10 protein-coding genes, 2 tRNA genes, 1 pseudogene and 2 riboswitches are annotated in these 16268 nt (G+C 61.2%); of the genes and pseudogenes, 3 read left to right on the plus strand and 10 right to left on the minus strand.

The annotated features are described in order from the left end of the window. Nucleotides 1-19: 19 nt before the first annotated feature. The 4 genes and pseudogenes from ABIE28_RS12360 to ABIE28_RS12375 form a co-directional block, all read right to left on the minus strand. Nucleotides 20-415, minus strand: a complete 396-nt coding sequence (locus ABIE28_RS12360) for a hypothetical protein (protein WP_354063343.1) — start codon at nt 413-415, stop codon at nt 20-22. A gap of 78 nt (nt 416-493) precedes the next feature. Further along, nucleotides 494-1975 (minus strand): annotated as a pseudogene (locus tag ABIE28_RS12365) (helix-hairpin-helix domain-containing protein); the annotation flags it as partial. A 759-nt stretch (nt 1976-2734) separates the two neighbouring features. Continuing rightward, nucleotides 2735-2944 (minus strand): hypothetical protein, encoded by a 210-nt coding sequence (locus tag ABIE28_RS12370; RefSeq protein ID WP_354063345.1) that lies wholly within the window; start codon nt 2942-2944, stop codon nt 2735-2737. 841 nt (nt 2945-3785) lie between these two features. After that, nucleotides 3786-3860, minus strand: a tRNA-Gln gene (locus ABIE28_RS12375). Between the two features lie 175 nt (nt 3861-4035). On the opposite strand from ABIE28_RS12375, the gene ABIE28_RS12380 reads away from it, so the two are divergent. Continuing rightward, nucleotides 4036-4112 (plus strand) — tRNA-Pro (locus ABIE28_RS12380). A gap of 678 nt (nt 4113-4790) precedes the next feature. Here ABIE28_RS12380 and ABIE28_RS12385 read toward each other — a convergent pair. Both ABIE28_RS12385 and ABIE28_RS12390 read right to left on the minus strand, forming a co-directional pair. Next, nucleotides 4791-5888 (minus strand): ribonucleotide-diphosphate reductase subunit beta, encoded by a 1098-nt coding sequence (locus ABIE28_RS12385; protein WP_354063347.1) that lies wholly within the window; start codon nt 5886-5888, stop codon nt 4791-4793. 122 nt (nt 5889-6010) lie between these two features. Beyond that, nucleotides 6011-8929, minus strand: coding sequence for a ribonucleoside-diphosphate reductase subunit alpha (locus ABIE28_RS12390; RefSeq protein ID WP_354063349.1), 2919 nt, complete (start codon nt 8927-8929; stop codon nt 6011-6013). 112 nt (nt 8930-9041) lie between these two features. Further along, a riboswitch (cobalamin riboswitch) is annotated at nt 9042-9196 on the minus strand. Between the two features lie 114 nt (nt 9197-9310). Next, nucleotides 9311-9498, plus strand: a riboswitch (cobalamin riboswitch). Between the two features lie 192 nt (nt 9499-9690). On the opposite strand from ABIE28_RS12390, the gene metE reads away from it, so the two are divergent. Continuing rightward, the gene (gene metE / locus ABIE28_RS12395; protein ID WP_354063351.1) at nt 9691-11946 is read left to right on the plus strand and encodes a 5-methyltetrahydropteroyltriglutamate--homocysteine S-methyltransferase; all 2256 of its coding nucleotides are present in this window, start codon (nt 9691-9693) and stop codon (nt 11944-11946) included. Between the two features lie 44 nt (nt 11947-11990). On the opposite strand, the gene ABIE28_RS12400 is transcribed toward metE, so the two are convergent. Continuing rightward, nucleotides 11991-12668, minus strand: coding sequence for a spermidine synthase (locus ABIE28_RS12400; protein WP_354063353.1), 678 nt, complete (start codon nt 12666-12668; stop codon nt 11991-11993). Nucleotides 12669-12733: 65 nt separating this feature from the next. Beyond that, nucleotides 12734-13345 carry a biotin transporter BioY gene (locus ABIE28_RS12405; protein ID WP_354063354.1) on the minus strand — a complete coding sequence of 204 codons (612 nt, stop codon included), beginning with the start codon at nt 13343-13345 and terminating at the stop codon, nt 12734-12736. Nucleotides 13346-13510: 165 nt separating this feature from the next. Here ABIE28_RS12405 and ABIE28_RS12410 point away from each other — a divergent pair, with 165 nt between their 5' ends. Next, nucleotides 13511-14353, plus strand: a complete 843-nt coding sequence (locus ABIE28_RS12410) for an MBL fold metallo-hydrolase (RefSeq protein ID WP_354063356.1) — start codon at nt 13511-13513, stop codon at nt 14351-14353. On the opposite strand, the gene ABIE28_RS12415 is transcribed toward ABIE28_RS12410, so the two are convergent. Together ABIE28_RS12415 and pdxH are read right to left on the minus strand one after the other, a co-directional pair. Continuing rightward, nucleotides 14346-15161 carry a DUF1499 domain-containing protein gene (locus ABIE28_RS12415; protein ID WP_354063358.1) on the minus strand — a complete coding sequence of 272 codons (816 nt, stop codon included), beginning with the start codon at nt 15159-15161 and terminating at the stop codon, nt 14346-14348. The two genes, ABIE28_RS12410 and ABIE28_RS12415, sit on opposite strands and share 8 nt — an antisense overlap. Before the next feature lie 425 nt (nt 15162-15586). Beyond that, nucleotides 15587-16246, minus strand: coding sequence for a pyridoxamine 5'-phosphate oxidase (gene pdxH, locus ABIE28_RS12420; RefSeq protein WP_502913386.1), 660 nt, complete (start codon nt 16244-16246; stop codon nt 15587-15589). Nucleotides 16247-16268: the final 22 nt, after the last annotated feature.

Below are 16268 nucleotides of genomic sequence, written 5' to 3' on the forward strand. Positions count from 1 at the left end.
GGCCGGCTGCGAAGACAGCTCATCTACCGAACTTGCGGCCACCCCTGCGCTTGCCGACCCATGGCAGCTCGGTCTGCGCTACGGCCTCGCGAGCGCGCTGCATGGCGACGAGTTCATCCGTCGATAGCGGCACGGTGCCAGCGCCATGCGAGCCTGCGAATTCGGGGCGGCGTCCGGCGTGGCCCAGAGCGAATGTCGGATGGTACCACCCACATATCGAGCATCGTAACCGGCCCGAAAGGTGGTCTCGTCCCAAGTAGAAGTCGAACGCCCATCCCAGATGAGCGGCAAGAACGTCCAGTTCCAGTCGGGCATCATGGCTGCAGACCCAGTAGTGACTGCAATAGGCGTGGATCGCACGGCCAGTGTCACGGAAGTCCTCGAGTGTGCGTATCAGGCGCGTGAGCGTGATCAATGGAAGTTCCTGCCCGTAGGCAAGGCATCGGTGAGGCGCTTGACCACCGTTGCTTGATATTACTCCTGCTCCCTGTTTCTACCCTTCGGGCCACCCGACTTTGCTTCGTCGGCCCTGGCGATGACCCGTTCGCCGAATATCGGTGCCGCCAGCGATCCTGGCCATATCCGGCGTCAGATCGACGAATTCTTTGGCGATGACATGGATTACGATGCCTTCACGCTGCAGAATGCCCCGCACGCCGAGGACCCTGGCGCCAAGCACGACCCGCCGGTTGGCCTCGAAAACCTTGGGCCAGACGATAATGTTGGCGACGCCGCTCTCGTCCTCGAGCGTCGCGAAGATCACACCGCTTGCAGTGCCTGGCCGCTGCCGGACAAGCACCAGTCCTGATACCATCACGGTGTGGCCGGGGTTCATGGTCCGCAACTCGTCGTTCGGCACGAACCGCCGCCGTGTCAGGTCTTCCCTCAGAAAGCTCATGGGGTGCGCCTTGAGCGAAATCGACAGTGCCCGGTAGTCGTGGATGACTTCCTCGCCCGGTGGCATGGGCGGCAATCCACTTTCGTCGTCGACCCATCGTGGCGGCGCACCGCCGGACTGAAACAATGGCAGGGTCTCGGCGCCATGCATGCCGATCAACCCTGTGATGGCCCACATGGCATCGCGCCGGTTGAGCCCGATAGACTGGAACGCGTCCGCATCGGCCAGCGCCGAGGACCGATGGAGAAAGCCCCGTCCGCAGCCAAAGGTCACGAACGCTGTCGTAGCCGCCTCCGCGACGGGCGACGATTAGGTTGGCATGCTCGATGCGCAACCCCTTCACGAGGTTGAAACCGAGGCGTACGCCCATGGAGCCCCAGATGTCCTCTTCCATTTCGGAATGCTTGGGCGCCAGGGTCAGGCCGGCCTGGTTGGTTCGCTCCATCACGTTTTCGAGGTCGCTCAGGTTGATATCCACCGGCCGGACGTCGACACCGTGGTCCATGGCGTCACGGATGATCTGGCTGGGCGCATAAAAGCCCATGGGCTGGCTGTTCAGCAGCGCGGCGGCGAAAACGTCCGGGTAACGGCATTTGATCCAGCAGCTGACATAGACCAGCAGCGCGAAAGAAGCGGCATGGGATTCCGGAAAACCATACGACCCAAAACCCTCGATTTGCCGAAAACACGCCTCGGCGAAATCCCGGGTGTAGCCGTTGCCGAGCATCCCGTTGATGAATTTGTCTTCGAAGATCCCGACCCCGCCGGTCCTTTTGAACGTGGCCATTGCGCGCCGCAAACGGTCCGCCTCCGCCGGTGTGAAACCGGCGGCCACGATGGCGATCTTCATCGCCTGCTCCTGAAAGAGCGGCACACCGTACGTTTTTTCAGGACATGTTCGAGTTCGGGTGACGGATAGGAGGTCGCCTCCAATCCCTGCCGTCGCTTGAGATATGGGTGCACCATCGCGCCCTGAATCGGCCCGGGGCGCACGATGGCCACCTCGATGACCAGGTCGTAGAATTCACTCGGCTTCAACCGCGGCAGCATGGACATCTGCGCCCGGCTCTCGATCTGGGCCGGCTGAGCTCGCCAGTGTCCTTAGAATACCAGCATCTGGGGCGCAAACCCTCTCAAAAGCCGGAATCCTGATGGAGAGCATCACCGTAAAAGGTGCCCAAACACACCGACGGTACAGTCGGCGGTCGCTTGATGAATTCGTGGGTACATTGGCGAAATCGTCCGCGGTGACAGGCAACTCGGACACCACTCTCCGGCAAGCAATGAAAGCTGTATGGTGGCCGTACGGAAATTCTGCAATCGCGCTCGTGTACGTTTCCCTTTTCCCATTCAACCTCATTGGGGTGGGGCCTCATCACCTGGACTGGCGTGACGCGATCTGCGTGGCAGACGTTGACCACTTCCATAACGAACTGCCTCGTCTCGCCGAGCGCTTTGGGGCTGGAGGAATACATATAACTAAGTCTGGAGTGATGAATCGGTTGAGGTGCTCCAACGCGACCTTCGACAGTCTGGTATGCCGTAACCTGTTGCGGCCTGCGAAGGGCCCGCTAAAGCACCACCGCTTCTTGGTTAGTGACGTTGAGGCGTTTCGCAAAAAGTACGTTCTGCTGGACGAGGCTGCGTCGACCTTTGGGTTCAAAAGTCCGAAGCAAGCATTCTTCATGGCCACAAGGCTGGGCATGCGCCCAAAGTATGCCTGGGGCAGCAATATGCCACTCTTGTTTGAAAGGTCCGACTTCGAAAGGGTGCGGAGTGCCTTGAACTAAGAGGGGCGCCTCGAGAGGCGCCTCTCCGATATTTGTTGTTGTCTGCCTAATGTATAGTGTCCCGCCGACTGTGCAGGAAGGTGCGCAACACCTGGTGGCGGTCGTTCCTCACTGCAGCGTTGATGTGGCTGCCGAACGTATCGTCGTCGGCGAAAGCCACGTCATCGTCCACTTCTACCAGAGTAACGGTCGCCCGACGGACATGCGGCATCGGCAAGGGTGAGCGCTTGCCTGGCAGTTCAATGTTTAGGGTCATGAGACCTCCTGAGTTGTGCACTCGGAAGCCAAAACAAGGTAGCGGCTTGACTAACCGAATCAGTCAAGGCAGTATTGTTTTGCGCTTTAGAGTGCGATTGGAAAGACTATGTGGGAGCCTGGGCGTGTGAGATTGGCTCCCATTTAGTTTTCAAGAACATCTCCTCTCAAACATCATTTCGGCTACACCGCCGACACAACGATAATGCCTGATTCCTTTTAATGTTCACATCCCATTTTATTTTCTAATCCTTTGACTTATCAGAACAATATCTATCCTTGATATTTGAATACTGTAATCCTTTGAATCATCAATTTAGCAAGGATTGACGCCCAATCTATCCTTGGTGGCGAAGGATAGATCGGCGCGAGGCGCCCCGAGAGGCTGTCAGCTTTCAATCGAAATTTTGGATCTCCACCGGCGACATCTGCCGGCGGATTGAAAATGCCCATGCGAAAAACTACCCCTCGCCTCGGGATCAAATAGTCTTGGATCGCGGAATTGGTGGTAGCTTGATGAAGCTTGCAGCCCGAACCGCCAGCAATATTGCGCACCTCTCCGGTAGGGTGCTTTCAATCTGTGAGCTGATTGCAGATTTAGGCGGCGTCGTCTGAAGGTGCGACCTGCCGGCGCCCGGAGCATTCGCTCAACGGAATCCCAAAGCGTGTCCGGTGAACGATCCCATGAAGCACGCCGGAACACAGCGTGGTCCTGAGATCCAGGCACGGCCGGATCGGACTAGCTGCCAAATCTGGGCCGGTTTTCGACCCGCCCCGGTAGCGTCGCAGTCTTAAAGCGCAATCGTCGCAGTTATTCGCGGTGCGGACAGCGCACCAAATCATGGCTGGGGCGCCAGGATTCGAACCTGGGAATGTCGGTACCAAAAACCGATGCCTTACCACTTGGCGACGCCCCAACTGGCGCGGTTCCTACACGGTTTGATGATGCTTCGCAACACAGCGGTTGAGGTCTTAAATAGGCTCTTGTGGATGCTTGAACGGCTCCGTGGGCGGGTCTATAACGCGCGCCATCGCGACTGGCAGCGGCTTGCGGCCCCTGCTATCCTCTATCAATCCGTGTCGCGATTTTATCGGAGTATGGCGCAGCCTGGTAGCGCACCTGCTTCGGGAGCAGGGGGTCGAGTGTTCGAATCACTCTACTCCGACCAACAGAACCGGGCGCTTCCGAGTTTTTGGCGGCGTCCGGTTTTTCTTTGCCGACAGAAATCCTCAGGCATCACTAGTGCAGCCAGGACGTGCCAAGCGCGTTTTTCACCCAAGTTGTGGGAGCTTAGCTTCTTTCTGAAGCGCGCTACGATCAGGTTACTGAACTAACCGACGGCTTAAGTCCGTTCTTTTATCCCAACGCTTGTCAGCATCATATTCTTGGCGACGCTGCCTCGTTGCTAGAAACCCACAGAAAAGCTGGCCTTTGCGCCGTGATCATGGCCATCGGAAAGGAACCTGCCACCATAAAACCCGCGTAAGTTGGCGGCCGAAGACAAGTTCAAAGTTAGGGCCGCCTCCACCACCGTTGCGTTCTGGCTGATGGGGGCTCCCAAACGGTAAATGCACTGGAACCATCAAAGGAATACGTCGACGTGGGCGTCAGGTCGCCAATAGCCGATTGCCAACCGATAGCACGAAGCCCTGACCACCGGCGTGCTGCACAATCCAGGCGCGATCCTGCTCTTCACCTACGAAGGCAACAAGTAATCAAACGAACGGCGGGTGTGAGCCCGCCGTTCGTTTGATTACTGGCTATCGGACGTGCTCGGCGCTCGCGCCGCGGCCAAGTCCCCTGCCCCGGTAAAAAGCCCGGCCTCTTGCAAGGTCGGGCTTTTTGGTTAGTCCCAGCTCAGCGCGCCGCCGTTCTGGTATTCGATGACGCGGGTTTCAAAGAAGTTCTTTTCCTTTTTGAGGTCCATCGCCTCGCTCATCCATGGGAATGGATTCTCGGTTTCCGGGAAGACCGGCGATAGACCCAGCTGGGCGCAGCGGCGGTTGGCGATGAAGTGCATATATTGCTCGCACAGCGCCGCGTTGAGCCCGAGGAAGCCCCTCGGCATGGTGTCGCGGCTATAGGCAGCTTCCAGCTCGGCCGCCTTCTGGATCATCTCGCGCACTTCGGTCTGGAACTCGGCCGTCCAGACATGGGGATTTTCCGCCTTGATCTGGTTGATGACGTCGATGCCGAAGTTGAGGTGAATGCTCTCGTCGCGCAGGATGTATTGGTACTGCTCGGCAATACCGACCATCTTGTTGCGGCGGCCCAACGACAAGATCTGCGCAAAGCCGGTGTAGAACCACATGCCCTCAAAAATCACGTAGAACGCGATCAGGTCGCGCACGAAGGCTCGGTCGGTTTCGGGCGTGCCGGTGGTGAAATCGGGATCATCGAGGTGCTGGGTGAAGTTCAGCGCCCAGGCCGCCTTGTCGGTGATCGAGGGCACTTCGCGATACATGTTGAACAGCTCGCCCTCGTCGAGCCCGAGACTTTCCACGATGTACTGGAAGGTGTGGGTATGCACGGCCTCCTCGAAAGCCTGGCGCAACAGATATTGCCGGCATTCGGGATTGGTCAGGTGCCGGTAGATCGCCAGCACAATGTTGTTGGCCACAAGGCTTTCCGAGGCGGCGAAGAACCCCAGATTGCGCTTGAGCGTGTGACGCTCGTCGTCGGTCAGGCCGTCCTTGGACTTCCACAGGGCGATGTCGGCCTGCATGGAGACTTCGGTCGGCATCCAGTGGTTGTTGCAGCCATTGAGGTACTTTTCCCAGGCCCATTTGTATTTGAGCGGCAGCAACTGGTTCACGTCGGCGCGGCAGTTGATCATCGCCTTGTCATCAACGGAAACGCGGCCGCCGGTTGGATCGATGCGGGCATCGGTGGTTGCCGGAGCGGCGGCGGGTTTTGGCGTGTCGGAGGTCCAGTCGAGGGACATTTTTATTCCTTTGCATTCGCAGCAGACCTCATCCTGAGCGTGTCGAAGGACGAGGTCGTGGCACCATGCTGGGCACGACCTCGTGGTTCGACGAGCTCACCATGAGGTCTACTACTGGTTGATTACTGGCAGGCTTCGCAATCTGGATCGTCGATCAGGCAAGCCGGACCATCGATCACCGGCATGACCAGCCCGGTCCGCACCGGTGCTGCCTCAACGACCTGAGCAACCGGCGCCGCGATCACGGGCGCCGAAACCGCTACCGCATTGAGCTTGCCGTCCGTGCCCTTGAGCGTCGACTTCTCCACATGCGTCGCCGAGCGCGAGCGCAGGTAATAGGTCGTCTTGAGGCCCGCTTTCCAGGCCGAACGATAGAGATTGTCCAGCGCCTTGCCCGATGGATTGGCGAGGTAGAGGTTGAGCGACTGCGCCTGATCGATCCATTTCTGGCGGCGCGAGGCGGCAGCGATGATCCAGGCAGAGTCCATTTCGAAGGCCGTGGCGTAGATGGCCTTGAGGTCAGCCGGCACCCGGTCGATCTGGCCGACCGAACCGTCGAAATATTTGAGGTCCGAGATCATCACAGCGTCCCACAGGCCACGCGCCTTGAGATCGCGCACCAGTTGGGCGTTCACCACGGTGAAGTCGCCAGACATGTTCGATTTCACATAGAGGTTCTGATAGCCGGGCTCGATCGACTGGCTGACGCCGCAGATGTTGGAAATCGTCGCGGTCGGGGCAATCGCCATCGTGTTGGAATTGCGCATGCCGACGGTTTTGACGCGCTGGCGCAGCGTGTCCCAATCGAGCCGCTGGGTGCGGTCAATATTGATCTCGCTACGCGTCCGGGCCAGCAATTCCTGGCTGTCGATGGGCAGCACGCCCTGGCTCCACAGCGAGCCGTTGAACGATGCGTAAGCACCGCGCTCTTCGGCCAGATCAGCCGAGGCCGAGATGGCGAAATAGCTGATCGCTTCCATCGAGCTATCGGCAAATTCCACTGCTGCGTCCGAAGAGTAGGCCAGGCCCTGCGCCTGCAGCGCATCGGCAAAGCCCATCAGGCCGAGGCCGACCGGACGGTGACGGAGGTTGGATTTGCGGGCCTCCGGGATGGTGTAGAAATTGATGTCCACCACGTTGTCGAGCATGCGCATGGCCGTATCGACGGTGCGCTTGAGCTGATCGAGATCGAGCCCGTTCGGCCCGATATGGGCGAGCAGGTTGATCGAGCCGAGATTGCACACGGCAACCTCGTCCTTGGACGTGTTGAGGGTGATTTCGGTGCAGAGATTGGACGAGTGCACGACGCCGACATGCTGCTGTGGCGAGCGGATATTGCAGGGGTCCTTGAAGGTCACCCAGGGGTGGCCGGTTTCAAAGATCATGGTCAGCATCTTGCGCCACAGATCGAGCGCCTTGACGGTGCGGAACACCTTGAGCTGGCCGGCAGCGGCCTTGGCCTCGTAGCCTTCGTAGGCCGCCTTGAACGCTGGACCATAAAGGTCGTGCAGGTCCGGCGCTTCGTCGGGGGAGAACAGGGTCCAGTCGGCACCCGCTTCGACGCGCTCCATGAACAGGTCCGGCACCCAGTTGGCGGTGTTCATGTCGTGGGTGCGGCGGCGGTCGTCACCGGTATTCTTGCGCAGGTCGAGGAATTCTTCGATGTCGACATGCCAGGTTTCGAGATAGGCGCAGACCGCGCCCTTGCGCTTGCCGCCCTGATTGACGGCGATGGCGGTGTCGTTGGCAACCTTGAGGAAGGGTACGACGCCCTGGCTCTCGCCGTTGGTGCCCTTGATGTGGGCGCCGAGGCCGCGCACGGGCGTCCAGTCATTGCCCAGACCGCCGGAATATTTTGCCAGCAGGGCGTTGTCCTTGACCGCCTTGAAGATGCCGTCGAGGTCGTCGGCCACCGTCGTCAGGAAGCAGGAGCTCAGCTGCGGGCGCAGCGTGCCCGAGTTGAACAGCGTTGGCGTCGAGGCCATGAAGTTGAAGCTCGACAGCAGGTTGTAGAACTCGATGGCGCGCGCTTCGCGGTCGATTTCTCGGATGGCGAGGCCCATGGCGACGCGCATGAAGAAGGCCTGCGGCAGCTCGAACACCGCCCGGTCGACATGCAGGAAATAGCGGTCATAGAGCGTCTGGAGGCCCAGATACTGGAACTGGGTGTCGCGCTCCGGCTTGATGGCGGCGGCGATGCGCGCCACGTCGAAGCGGGCCAGTTCGGGGTCGATCAGTTCGGCTGCAATGCCCTTGGCCAGGTATTGCGGGAAGTATTCGGCATAGCGGGTCGCCATGTCGGCCTGAGTTGCCAGTTCGGTGCGGCCCGAGACATAGCTCAGCGCTTCGCGGCGCAGCTTGTCCAGCAGCAGGCGCGCCGAAACGAACGCATAGCTTGGCTCGGTTTCGACCAGCGTGCGGGCGGCCAAGATCGGCGCCAGCGCCAGCTCGTCGAGCGAAATGCCGTCATAGAGATTGCGGCGGGTTTCTTCGAGGATGACTTCGGGCTGCGCGCCTTCAAGGCCGGCACAGGCTTCGGTGACGACGGTGGCCAGACGCGCTTCATCGAGCGGCACGCGGCTACCATTGTCGAGCGTCATGGTCAGGCTGGTGGCGCTGGTTTCGACGGGCTTGGTGGCAGCAGCGCGAGCGCGGGCATGTTCTTCGCGATAGAGCACATAGGAGCGCGCAACCTTCTGGTGCTCGCCGCGCATCAGCGCCAGCTCGACCTGGTCCTGCACGTCTTCGATGTGAAAAACGCGGCCATCCTTGGCGCGGCGGGTCAAAGCGGTCACGACTTCGGTGGTCAGCTGTTCGACGATCTCGTGCACGCGGCGCGATGCGGCGGCCTTGTTGCCTTCCACGGCCAGAAACGCCTTGGTCAGCGCCACGCCGATCTTGGAAGAGTCAAAGGGGACGCTGCGGCCATTGCGCTTGATCAGCGAGAAGCCGGGCTCGGCGGCGACACGGCGGTCGTCGGCGTCGTGATAGGCGGGTGCGACACCATCGTCGGCACGGCTTGCAATATCGAGTTCAGTCATTGGACCCCAGGACCCCGTAGGTGGATGGCGGGGTACAGAAGGGGCGCGCGCGAGGACGTGACCAAGCGGCCAAGCCTGTGCTTCGCGACCAAATGGGACACCCCGCCCGTGGACGAATAAACCTGTCGTGGCAGGTATCTGGCTGGCGTGCTGAAGCACGCTTTCACAGTTGCGGGGGCAGCGCTGGACTGGAGGATGAACCCCGCACCAGCTTCCCTATTATCACCCGTCCTTGCGACCCGGATGACCACGACACACTAGATGTAGTGGTCCTATTCTAGATTCGCGTCAATGCCTTGCTGAGCAATTTTCCAGTCCATGTGGACAGCGGGGATATAACGATATCTTTATATCCCAATTGACAGCCGTCGCTTTGCCGTGCATCTTCAGCCTGCCCATGGTCCTCGCAAGAGGATAACAGGGAATCCGGTGCGGCTCATGCCTAGTCCGGAGCTGCCCCCGCAACTGTAGGCGGTGACGGATATCCACATGCCACTGGTGCAAACCGGGAAGGCGGATGTTCGGCCAATCCCGCGAGCCAGGAGACCTACCTTGGGATTGAACACTCCAATCACGCCGGTCGGGTGGACTGGTCGAGGACATGCCATGACGATTTTCTTGCCGCCGATTGCAGCCACAAGCCCAAGGCGAATGCGTCACTTCTGACGCCTGTTCAGCCCGCTTTTCCGCTTTTTCCGCGACCCGGCCATGGCGACCGTTCCGGTCTGCCGGTGGGCGCACCATTTTGCATCGGCACCATCATGACCAGATCCGCCAATCTCGGCTTTCCGCGCATCGGCGCACATCGCGAACTCAAAAAGGCCCTCGAATCCTACTGGAAGGGCGAAACCGACGCCGTGGCGCTTGAGGCCACCGCCGCCCAGTTGCGCGCCCGCCACTGGCAGCTGCAGCATCAGGCCGGGATCGACATCATCCCTTCCAATGATTTCTCGTTCTACGACCACATGCTCGACATGACCGCAGCGCTCGGCGCCATCCCGCCGCGCTTTGCCGGTATAGACAATCCACTGGCGCTCTATTTCGCCATGGCGCGCGGTACCAAGGATGCGCCGGCGATGGAAATGACCAAGTGGTTCGACACCAACTACCACTACATCGTGCCCGAATTTCACGCCGGTCAGCGCTTTGTGCTGTCGACCCGCAAGGCGCTGGATCAGTACAGCGAAGCCAAGGCGCTCGGCATCGAGACCCGCCCGGTCATCGTCGGCCCCGTCACGTGGCTGAGCCTGGGCAAAACCAAGGATGAAGGGCTCGATCCGCTGTCCCTGCTCGACGCAGTCCTGCCCGCCTATGTCGACCTGCTCGCCGCACTCAAGGCCGAGGGCACCCAATGGGTGCAGATCGACGAGCCAATCCTAGTGCTCGATCTCAGCCCTGCCCAGCGCGACGCCCTGAGCCGTGCCTACGCGGCGCTCGCGCCCGTCGCGCCCAAGATTATGCTCGCGACTTACTTCGGCGCCCTGCTCGACAATACCGAGCTGGCCGCCACCCTGCCTGTCGCCGGCCTGCATATCGACCTCGTCCGCGCCCCCGAACAATTGCCTGTGGTGCTCAAGGCTCTACCTGCCGACAAGGTCCTGTCGGTTGGCGTGATCGATGGCCGCAATATCTGGCGCGCCGATCTCGATGCTGCCTTTGCCTTGGTATCGAAAGCCTGGGATGCGGTGGGGCCGGATCGGCTGGAAATTGCGCCATCCTGTTCGCTGCTGCACACCCCGGTCGATCTCGACGGCGAGACCGAACTGGATGCTGAGCTGCTGTCCTGGCTTGCCTTTGCCAAGCAGAAGCTGGCCGAAGTCTCAGCCCTCAGTCTTGCCATGCAAAAGGGCAAGGGCGCGGCCAAGGCGGCGTTCGATGCAAGCGCCGCCGCCATTGCCGCCCACCGCAATTCGCCCCGCATTCATCAGCCAGCGGTCAAGGCTCGCGCCGCCGAGGCCATCGATCTGGCGCGACAGTCTCCGTTCCCCAGCCGGCGCCAACAGCAGCGCTCGCGCTACAACCTGCCCGCCTTCCCGACCACGACCATCGGCTCCTTCCCCCAGACCGCCGAGGTGCGCGAACAGCGTTCGGCCTTCAAGAAGGGCCGGATCGACGAAGCGACCTATAACGCCTTCCTCGAAGCTGAGACCGAACGCGCCGTGCGCATTCAGGAACGGCTCGATATCGACGTGCTGGTGCATGGCGAGTTCGAGCGCAATGACATGGTGGAGTATTTCGGCGAACAGCTCGATGGCTTTGCCTTTACCAAAAATGGCTGGGTGCAGTCCTATGGCTCGCGCTGCGTCAAGCCACCGGTCATCTATGGTGATGTGAGCCGTCCTGCCCCGATGACCGTGCGCTGGTCGGCCTATGCCGCCTCGCTCACCGACCGACCAATGAAGGGCATGCTGACCGGTCCGGTGACCATTCTGCAATGGAGCTTTGTACGCGTCGACCAGTCGCGCTCGGAAACCTGCCGCCAGATCGCCTTGGCCATACGCGACGAGGTGATCGATCTCGAAGCGGCCGGCATCGGCATGATCCAGATCGATGAGCCCGCTCTGCGCGAAGGCCTGCCGCTGCGCAACGCCGATTGGGTCATCTATCTGCGCTGGGCCGTCGACTGCTTCCGGGCGTCGGCCTCAGGGGTCGGCGATGCGACGCAGATCCACACTCATATGTGCTATGCCGAGTTCAACGACATCATGCCCGCCATCGCCGAAATGGATGCGGACGTGATCTCCATCGAGACCTCGCGGTCCGACATGGAACTGCTGCATGCCTTCCGCGACTTCAAATATCCCAACGAGATCGGCCCCGGCGTCTGGGACATCCACTCGCCCCGCGTCCCCAGCCAAGGCGACATGGAGGCCCTGATGCGCAAAGCCGCCGAAGGCATCCCTGCCGATCAGCTTTGGGTCAATCCGGATTGTGGTCTAAAAACCCGCGGCTGGCCGGAAGTCGAAGCGTCGCTGACCAATCTGGTGGCCACTGCGAAGGCCTTGCGCGCATCGTAGGCCAAATGCCCCCGGACTTCGGTTCGGGGGCGTTCCCTACCACTTTAAGCCTTGCGCGCCAGCCAGATATGGTGCCGCTCGCCACCGCTTTTGCCACGCGCCCGCACCGGCACTTCTTCCACCGCAAAACCCGCCGTCACCAACCGCTTGGTGAACGGCGCGCTGGTATGGGACGACCATACCGCCAGCACACCGCCATCGCGCAGTGCCCGCAGCGTGCGGCGCAGGCCGGACACCGTATAGAGCTTGTCGTTGGAATCGCGTGTCAGCCCCTCAGGGCCGTTATCAACATCGAGCAGGATGGCGTCGAACAGCTTTTCGCCATTCAGCACGGCGCCCACATCGGCCTCGCGAATCGTCACCCGTGGGTCGGAGAGGCTTTCGCCGAACACTTCGGCCATCGGGCCACGCGCCCAGGCCACGACCGCCGGTACCAGTTCGGCCACGGTAATCTTCGCATCGGCCGGCAACAGGGCCTGTGCCGCGCGCAGGGTAAAGCCCATGCCGAGCCCGCCGATCAGCATATGCGGCTTGGGCTGCTTGCTGATCCGCTCCCAGGAGAGGCTGGCCAGCGCTTCCTCGGAGCCGCTCATGCGGCTGTTCATCAGCGAGGTTGCCCCCGCCATGATGGAAAACTCGGTGCCGCGCCGCATCAGGCGCAGGTCGGCTTCGCCACCGGGCACGCTGACGGTATCGAGGAGTGTCCAGGGTTTGACCGGCATGAATGTCTCGCAAAAAACAGAAAGCCGGCCTGTTGGGCCGGCTTTCATCAAGAGGTTAGAAGCGTTCAGCGCTTGCCGAACAGGCTCCAGGCGCCCGAAACGGTCAGCGCAGCCAGAGCCATCTTGAGGATGTCCCAAACGATGAATGGCTGTACGGCACCGGCCCATGCGGACGCGACGACGTTGTTCTGGTCGATCCAGCCAGCATTTCCCGACAGGGCCAGCAGCCAGACAAAGCCCAGTGCCAGCAGCACAGCTTCGCCGAATACCATGGCAGCAAACAGGGTCAGTGGCTTGGCCGAAGCGCCCTTGTCGGCAGCGTAGCCAACGATGGCAGCCAGCACGAGGAAGCCGAGCAGGAAGCCGCCGGTCGGGCCGACGAGGTAAGCAAGACCGCCGCCAGTGGCGAACACTGGCAGGCCGAGCGCGCCTTCAAGCAGGTAAAGAGCGACAGTGGCAACACCGATGCGGAGACCGAAAGCGGCCGTAAGCGCAACAATGGCGAAGCTCTGCAGAGTAACTGGAACGGGCCAGACCGGCACGTTGATCTTGGCGCAGAGAGTGATGAGCAGCGTGCCGAGTACGACAGTTGCGAGATTGGATGCCAGCTTGGCTGCCTCGCCCTTGGGCTGGAAAACGCCGAGCAGCGTATTGGGCGTGGTCAAAGTCACTGCCATTTCATACCTTCCATGCTTTCTGAACCGGCGTCCCCTCTCGGGCCGCGCATGTCGTTCAAATCATGACTTGTTTAGTCTCTCGGTAAAGTGAGTGCAATGGCGTCGGCACCTACAGCTCTGGCCTTTGATAGAAGTTTTGTTCCTCAAACGGGGCAAGCGGTGCCTGTGGCCGATGGCATAACGCGCATCACCGCCCCCAATGCCAGCGCCTATACCTATACCGGCACCAACAGCTTTTTGCTGGGACATGAGCGCCTTGCGCTCGTCGATCCCGGCCCTGAAGACGCAGACCACAGCGCCGCTCTCATCCGCGCCATTGCGGGGCGACCGGTCGATTCCATCATCTTGTCGCATACCCATCGCGACCATAGCGCCGCCGCTGCCGAGATGGCCCGCACGCTGAACGCCCCCCTCTGGTTTGGCGGTCCGCACCGCCTGTCGCGGCCACTGCGGCGATTCGAACGCAACCCGATCCGCTCATCATGCGACTGGGATCTGGTGCCGGACCGGGTGCTGGTGGATGGTGAAACCATCACGGCCGGCGATATCGACATTATCGTTCGCACCACGCCGGGCCATTGCGCCAATCATCTGGCCTTCGGCATCGGCGACGATCTGCTGAGCGGCGATCACGTCATGGGCTGGAATTCAACGCTGGTATCGGTGCCCGATGGCTCGATGGCCGACTATTTCGCCTCGCTCGACAAGGTCATCGCCCTGCCCTATCGCCGCTATATCCCTGCGCATGGCGGGCCGATTGTCGATGGTCCAACCTATGCCACCGCCCTGCGCGAGCACCGCCAGTTGCGCAACAGCCAGGTGCTGGCCGCCATCGGCAATGGCGCCCACACCGTTCCAGCCATTGTGCGCGCGATCTATCCCAAGCAGTCGCTCGCCGTCCGCATGGCGGCGCGGATGACCATCACGGCACATGTGGAATACCTGGAAAGCCTTGGTTCCCTAACAGTCGCCCGTGGCCTGCCGGGCACGCGCATCACCCTTAGTTAGCGGGCGGGGCGGGCTCGTCATCATCGTCGTCTATGGGCTGATTGGCGTTGGGATTATCGCGCAGCAGCGTGGTCACGGCATCATCGAGCTGCGCCAGAAAATCGGTGATGCGCGTCCCGTTCGAGCCGAAATCATGCAGCGCATTGAGCGAAGCCGAGCGCATATCGACCACCGCCGTCGTCGCCGTACCTGTCACCCGCACGACCACCTCTTCGCGCCAGCCCGGCAGCGTCACGATCTGGGCGTTGAGCTGACCGACATCCAAACCCTCGACCGGCTCGCGCAGCATCTTGATGTCCCAGCCATTGCTTGCCACCAGCGAACGTACAATGCCAAAGGTCGGCACCAGCCCCAGCGGATAGGTGCGGGTTTCGACATTGGGAAAAATCACGGCGCGCTGGGCCGAGGTCAGCATTTTGGGTGTCGGCATGGATGCCGTGCCCGGCTCGAACACCAGTGGCATCGGCCCCCGATCGGCCGTCGCGATATCGGTGACGGCAGGATAGCGCAGCGCCAGATTGCCGTACCAGGCGAAGGGCATCAGGCACAGGCCGCCCAGCACGATCCCCATCAGCGCCCGGCTCCACCCCTGATCGCCGGAAAACCACAGGCGTCCCAGCGCCACGATCCCGGCAAGAACGGCCAGCGCCGCGACAAGCCCGGCCGACAGTACCGCCACCAGAAACAGGTCGCTGGTGATCAGGCGCAGATGATGCAGCAGCACCGAAATGACGAGCAGCGGCACAGCCACGCCGCCAAACCGGCGCGCCCAGATGGCCCATCTCGATGTTCTGATGACTATGCGCAAATGCCGAACCGCCGCGAATTCAGTTGGAGCGCGAGTTTAGCCGCAAGGTATTGCGCGAAATTGAAGATTTGGGCGGGGTGGGGAAAATGGGGGCACGCCCTCGTGGTTCGAGGCTTTGCAAAGAGCAAAGCACCTCACCATGAGGACTACTTTAGCTGAGGTGTATCAACAGCCCTCATGGTGAGGTGGGAGCGCAGCGACCCTCTGCCCAATCCATCAGTCGACCACCCTCCCCCTTGCGGGGAGGGAAGCGAGATAGGACTTAGCCCTTCGCTAAGTCCGTAATCGAGCAGGAAGGGGGTAATCTCTCCGAGAGCGAGGAGTCCGCGACTCACCCTCACCCTTGATCCCTCCCCGCAAGGGGGAGGGTGTCGACTGGGAATTCCGGGCCCACGACCTAGTGGTTGTGACTAGAGGCGTGCCCCCTACGGATACAACCGATCACTCACCCAGCCATCGCCATCGCGCTCAAACCGAACGCGATCATGCAGCCGGAACTCGCCGTCTTTCCAGAACTCGATGCTCGTCGGCACCAGCCGATACCCGGACCAGTGCGCCGGACGCACCACCGGTCCCTCACCGACTTCCGCCGTCAATGCCGCTACCCGGTTGAGCAGCGTCTGCTTGGAATCAAGCGGGCGCGACTGGTCCGAGGCCGAGGATGCAATCTGGCTGCCCACGGGTCGGCTACCGAAATAGGCATCTGCCTCTTCGGCCGTCACCACCTCGACCGGACCACGCATCCGAATTTGGCGGCGCAGCGACTTCCAGTGCATCACCATCGCGGCCTGCGGATTGACTGCCAGCTGGTTGCCCTTGGCGCTTTCGAAATTGGTGAAAAAGCAGAAGCCGCGGGCATCGCGCCGGTTCAGCAGCACCATGCGCACGTCAGGCAGGCCAGCCGCATCAGCCGTGGCCAGCGCCATGGCGTGCGGATCGTTGGGCTCGGCTTCCTTGGCGTGGGCGAACCATTCTTCGAATACGGCAAAGGGGTCGAGATCGGCGCGGTCGCCATCATCGAATAGCCGCTCGGTCAGGGTTTGGAGCAATTCGTTTTCATCCCATCGTTGCGCGAAACTGGACATTGGCAGGGTCGGTCGCCATATA

This window comes from Devosia sp. 2618 (assembly GCF_040546815.1).
Classification (GTDB): domain Bacteria; phylum Pseudomonadota; class Alphaproteobacteria; order Rhizobiales; family Devosiaceae; genus Devosia.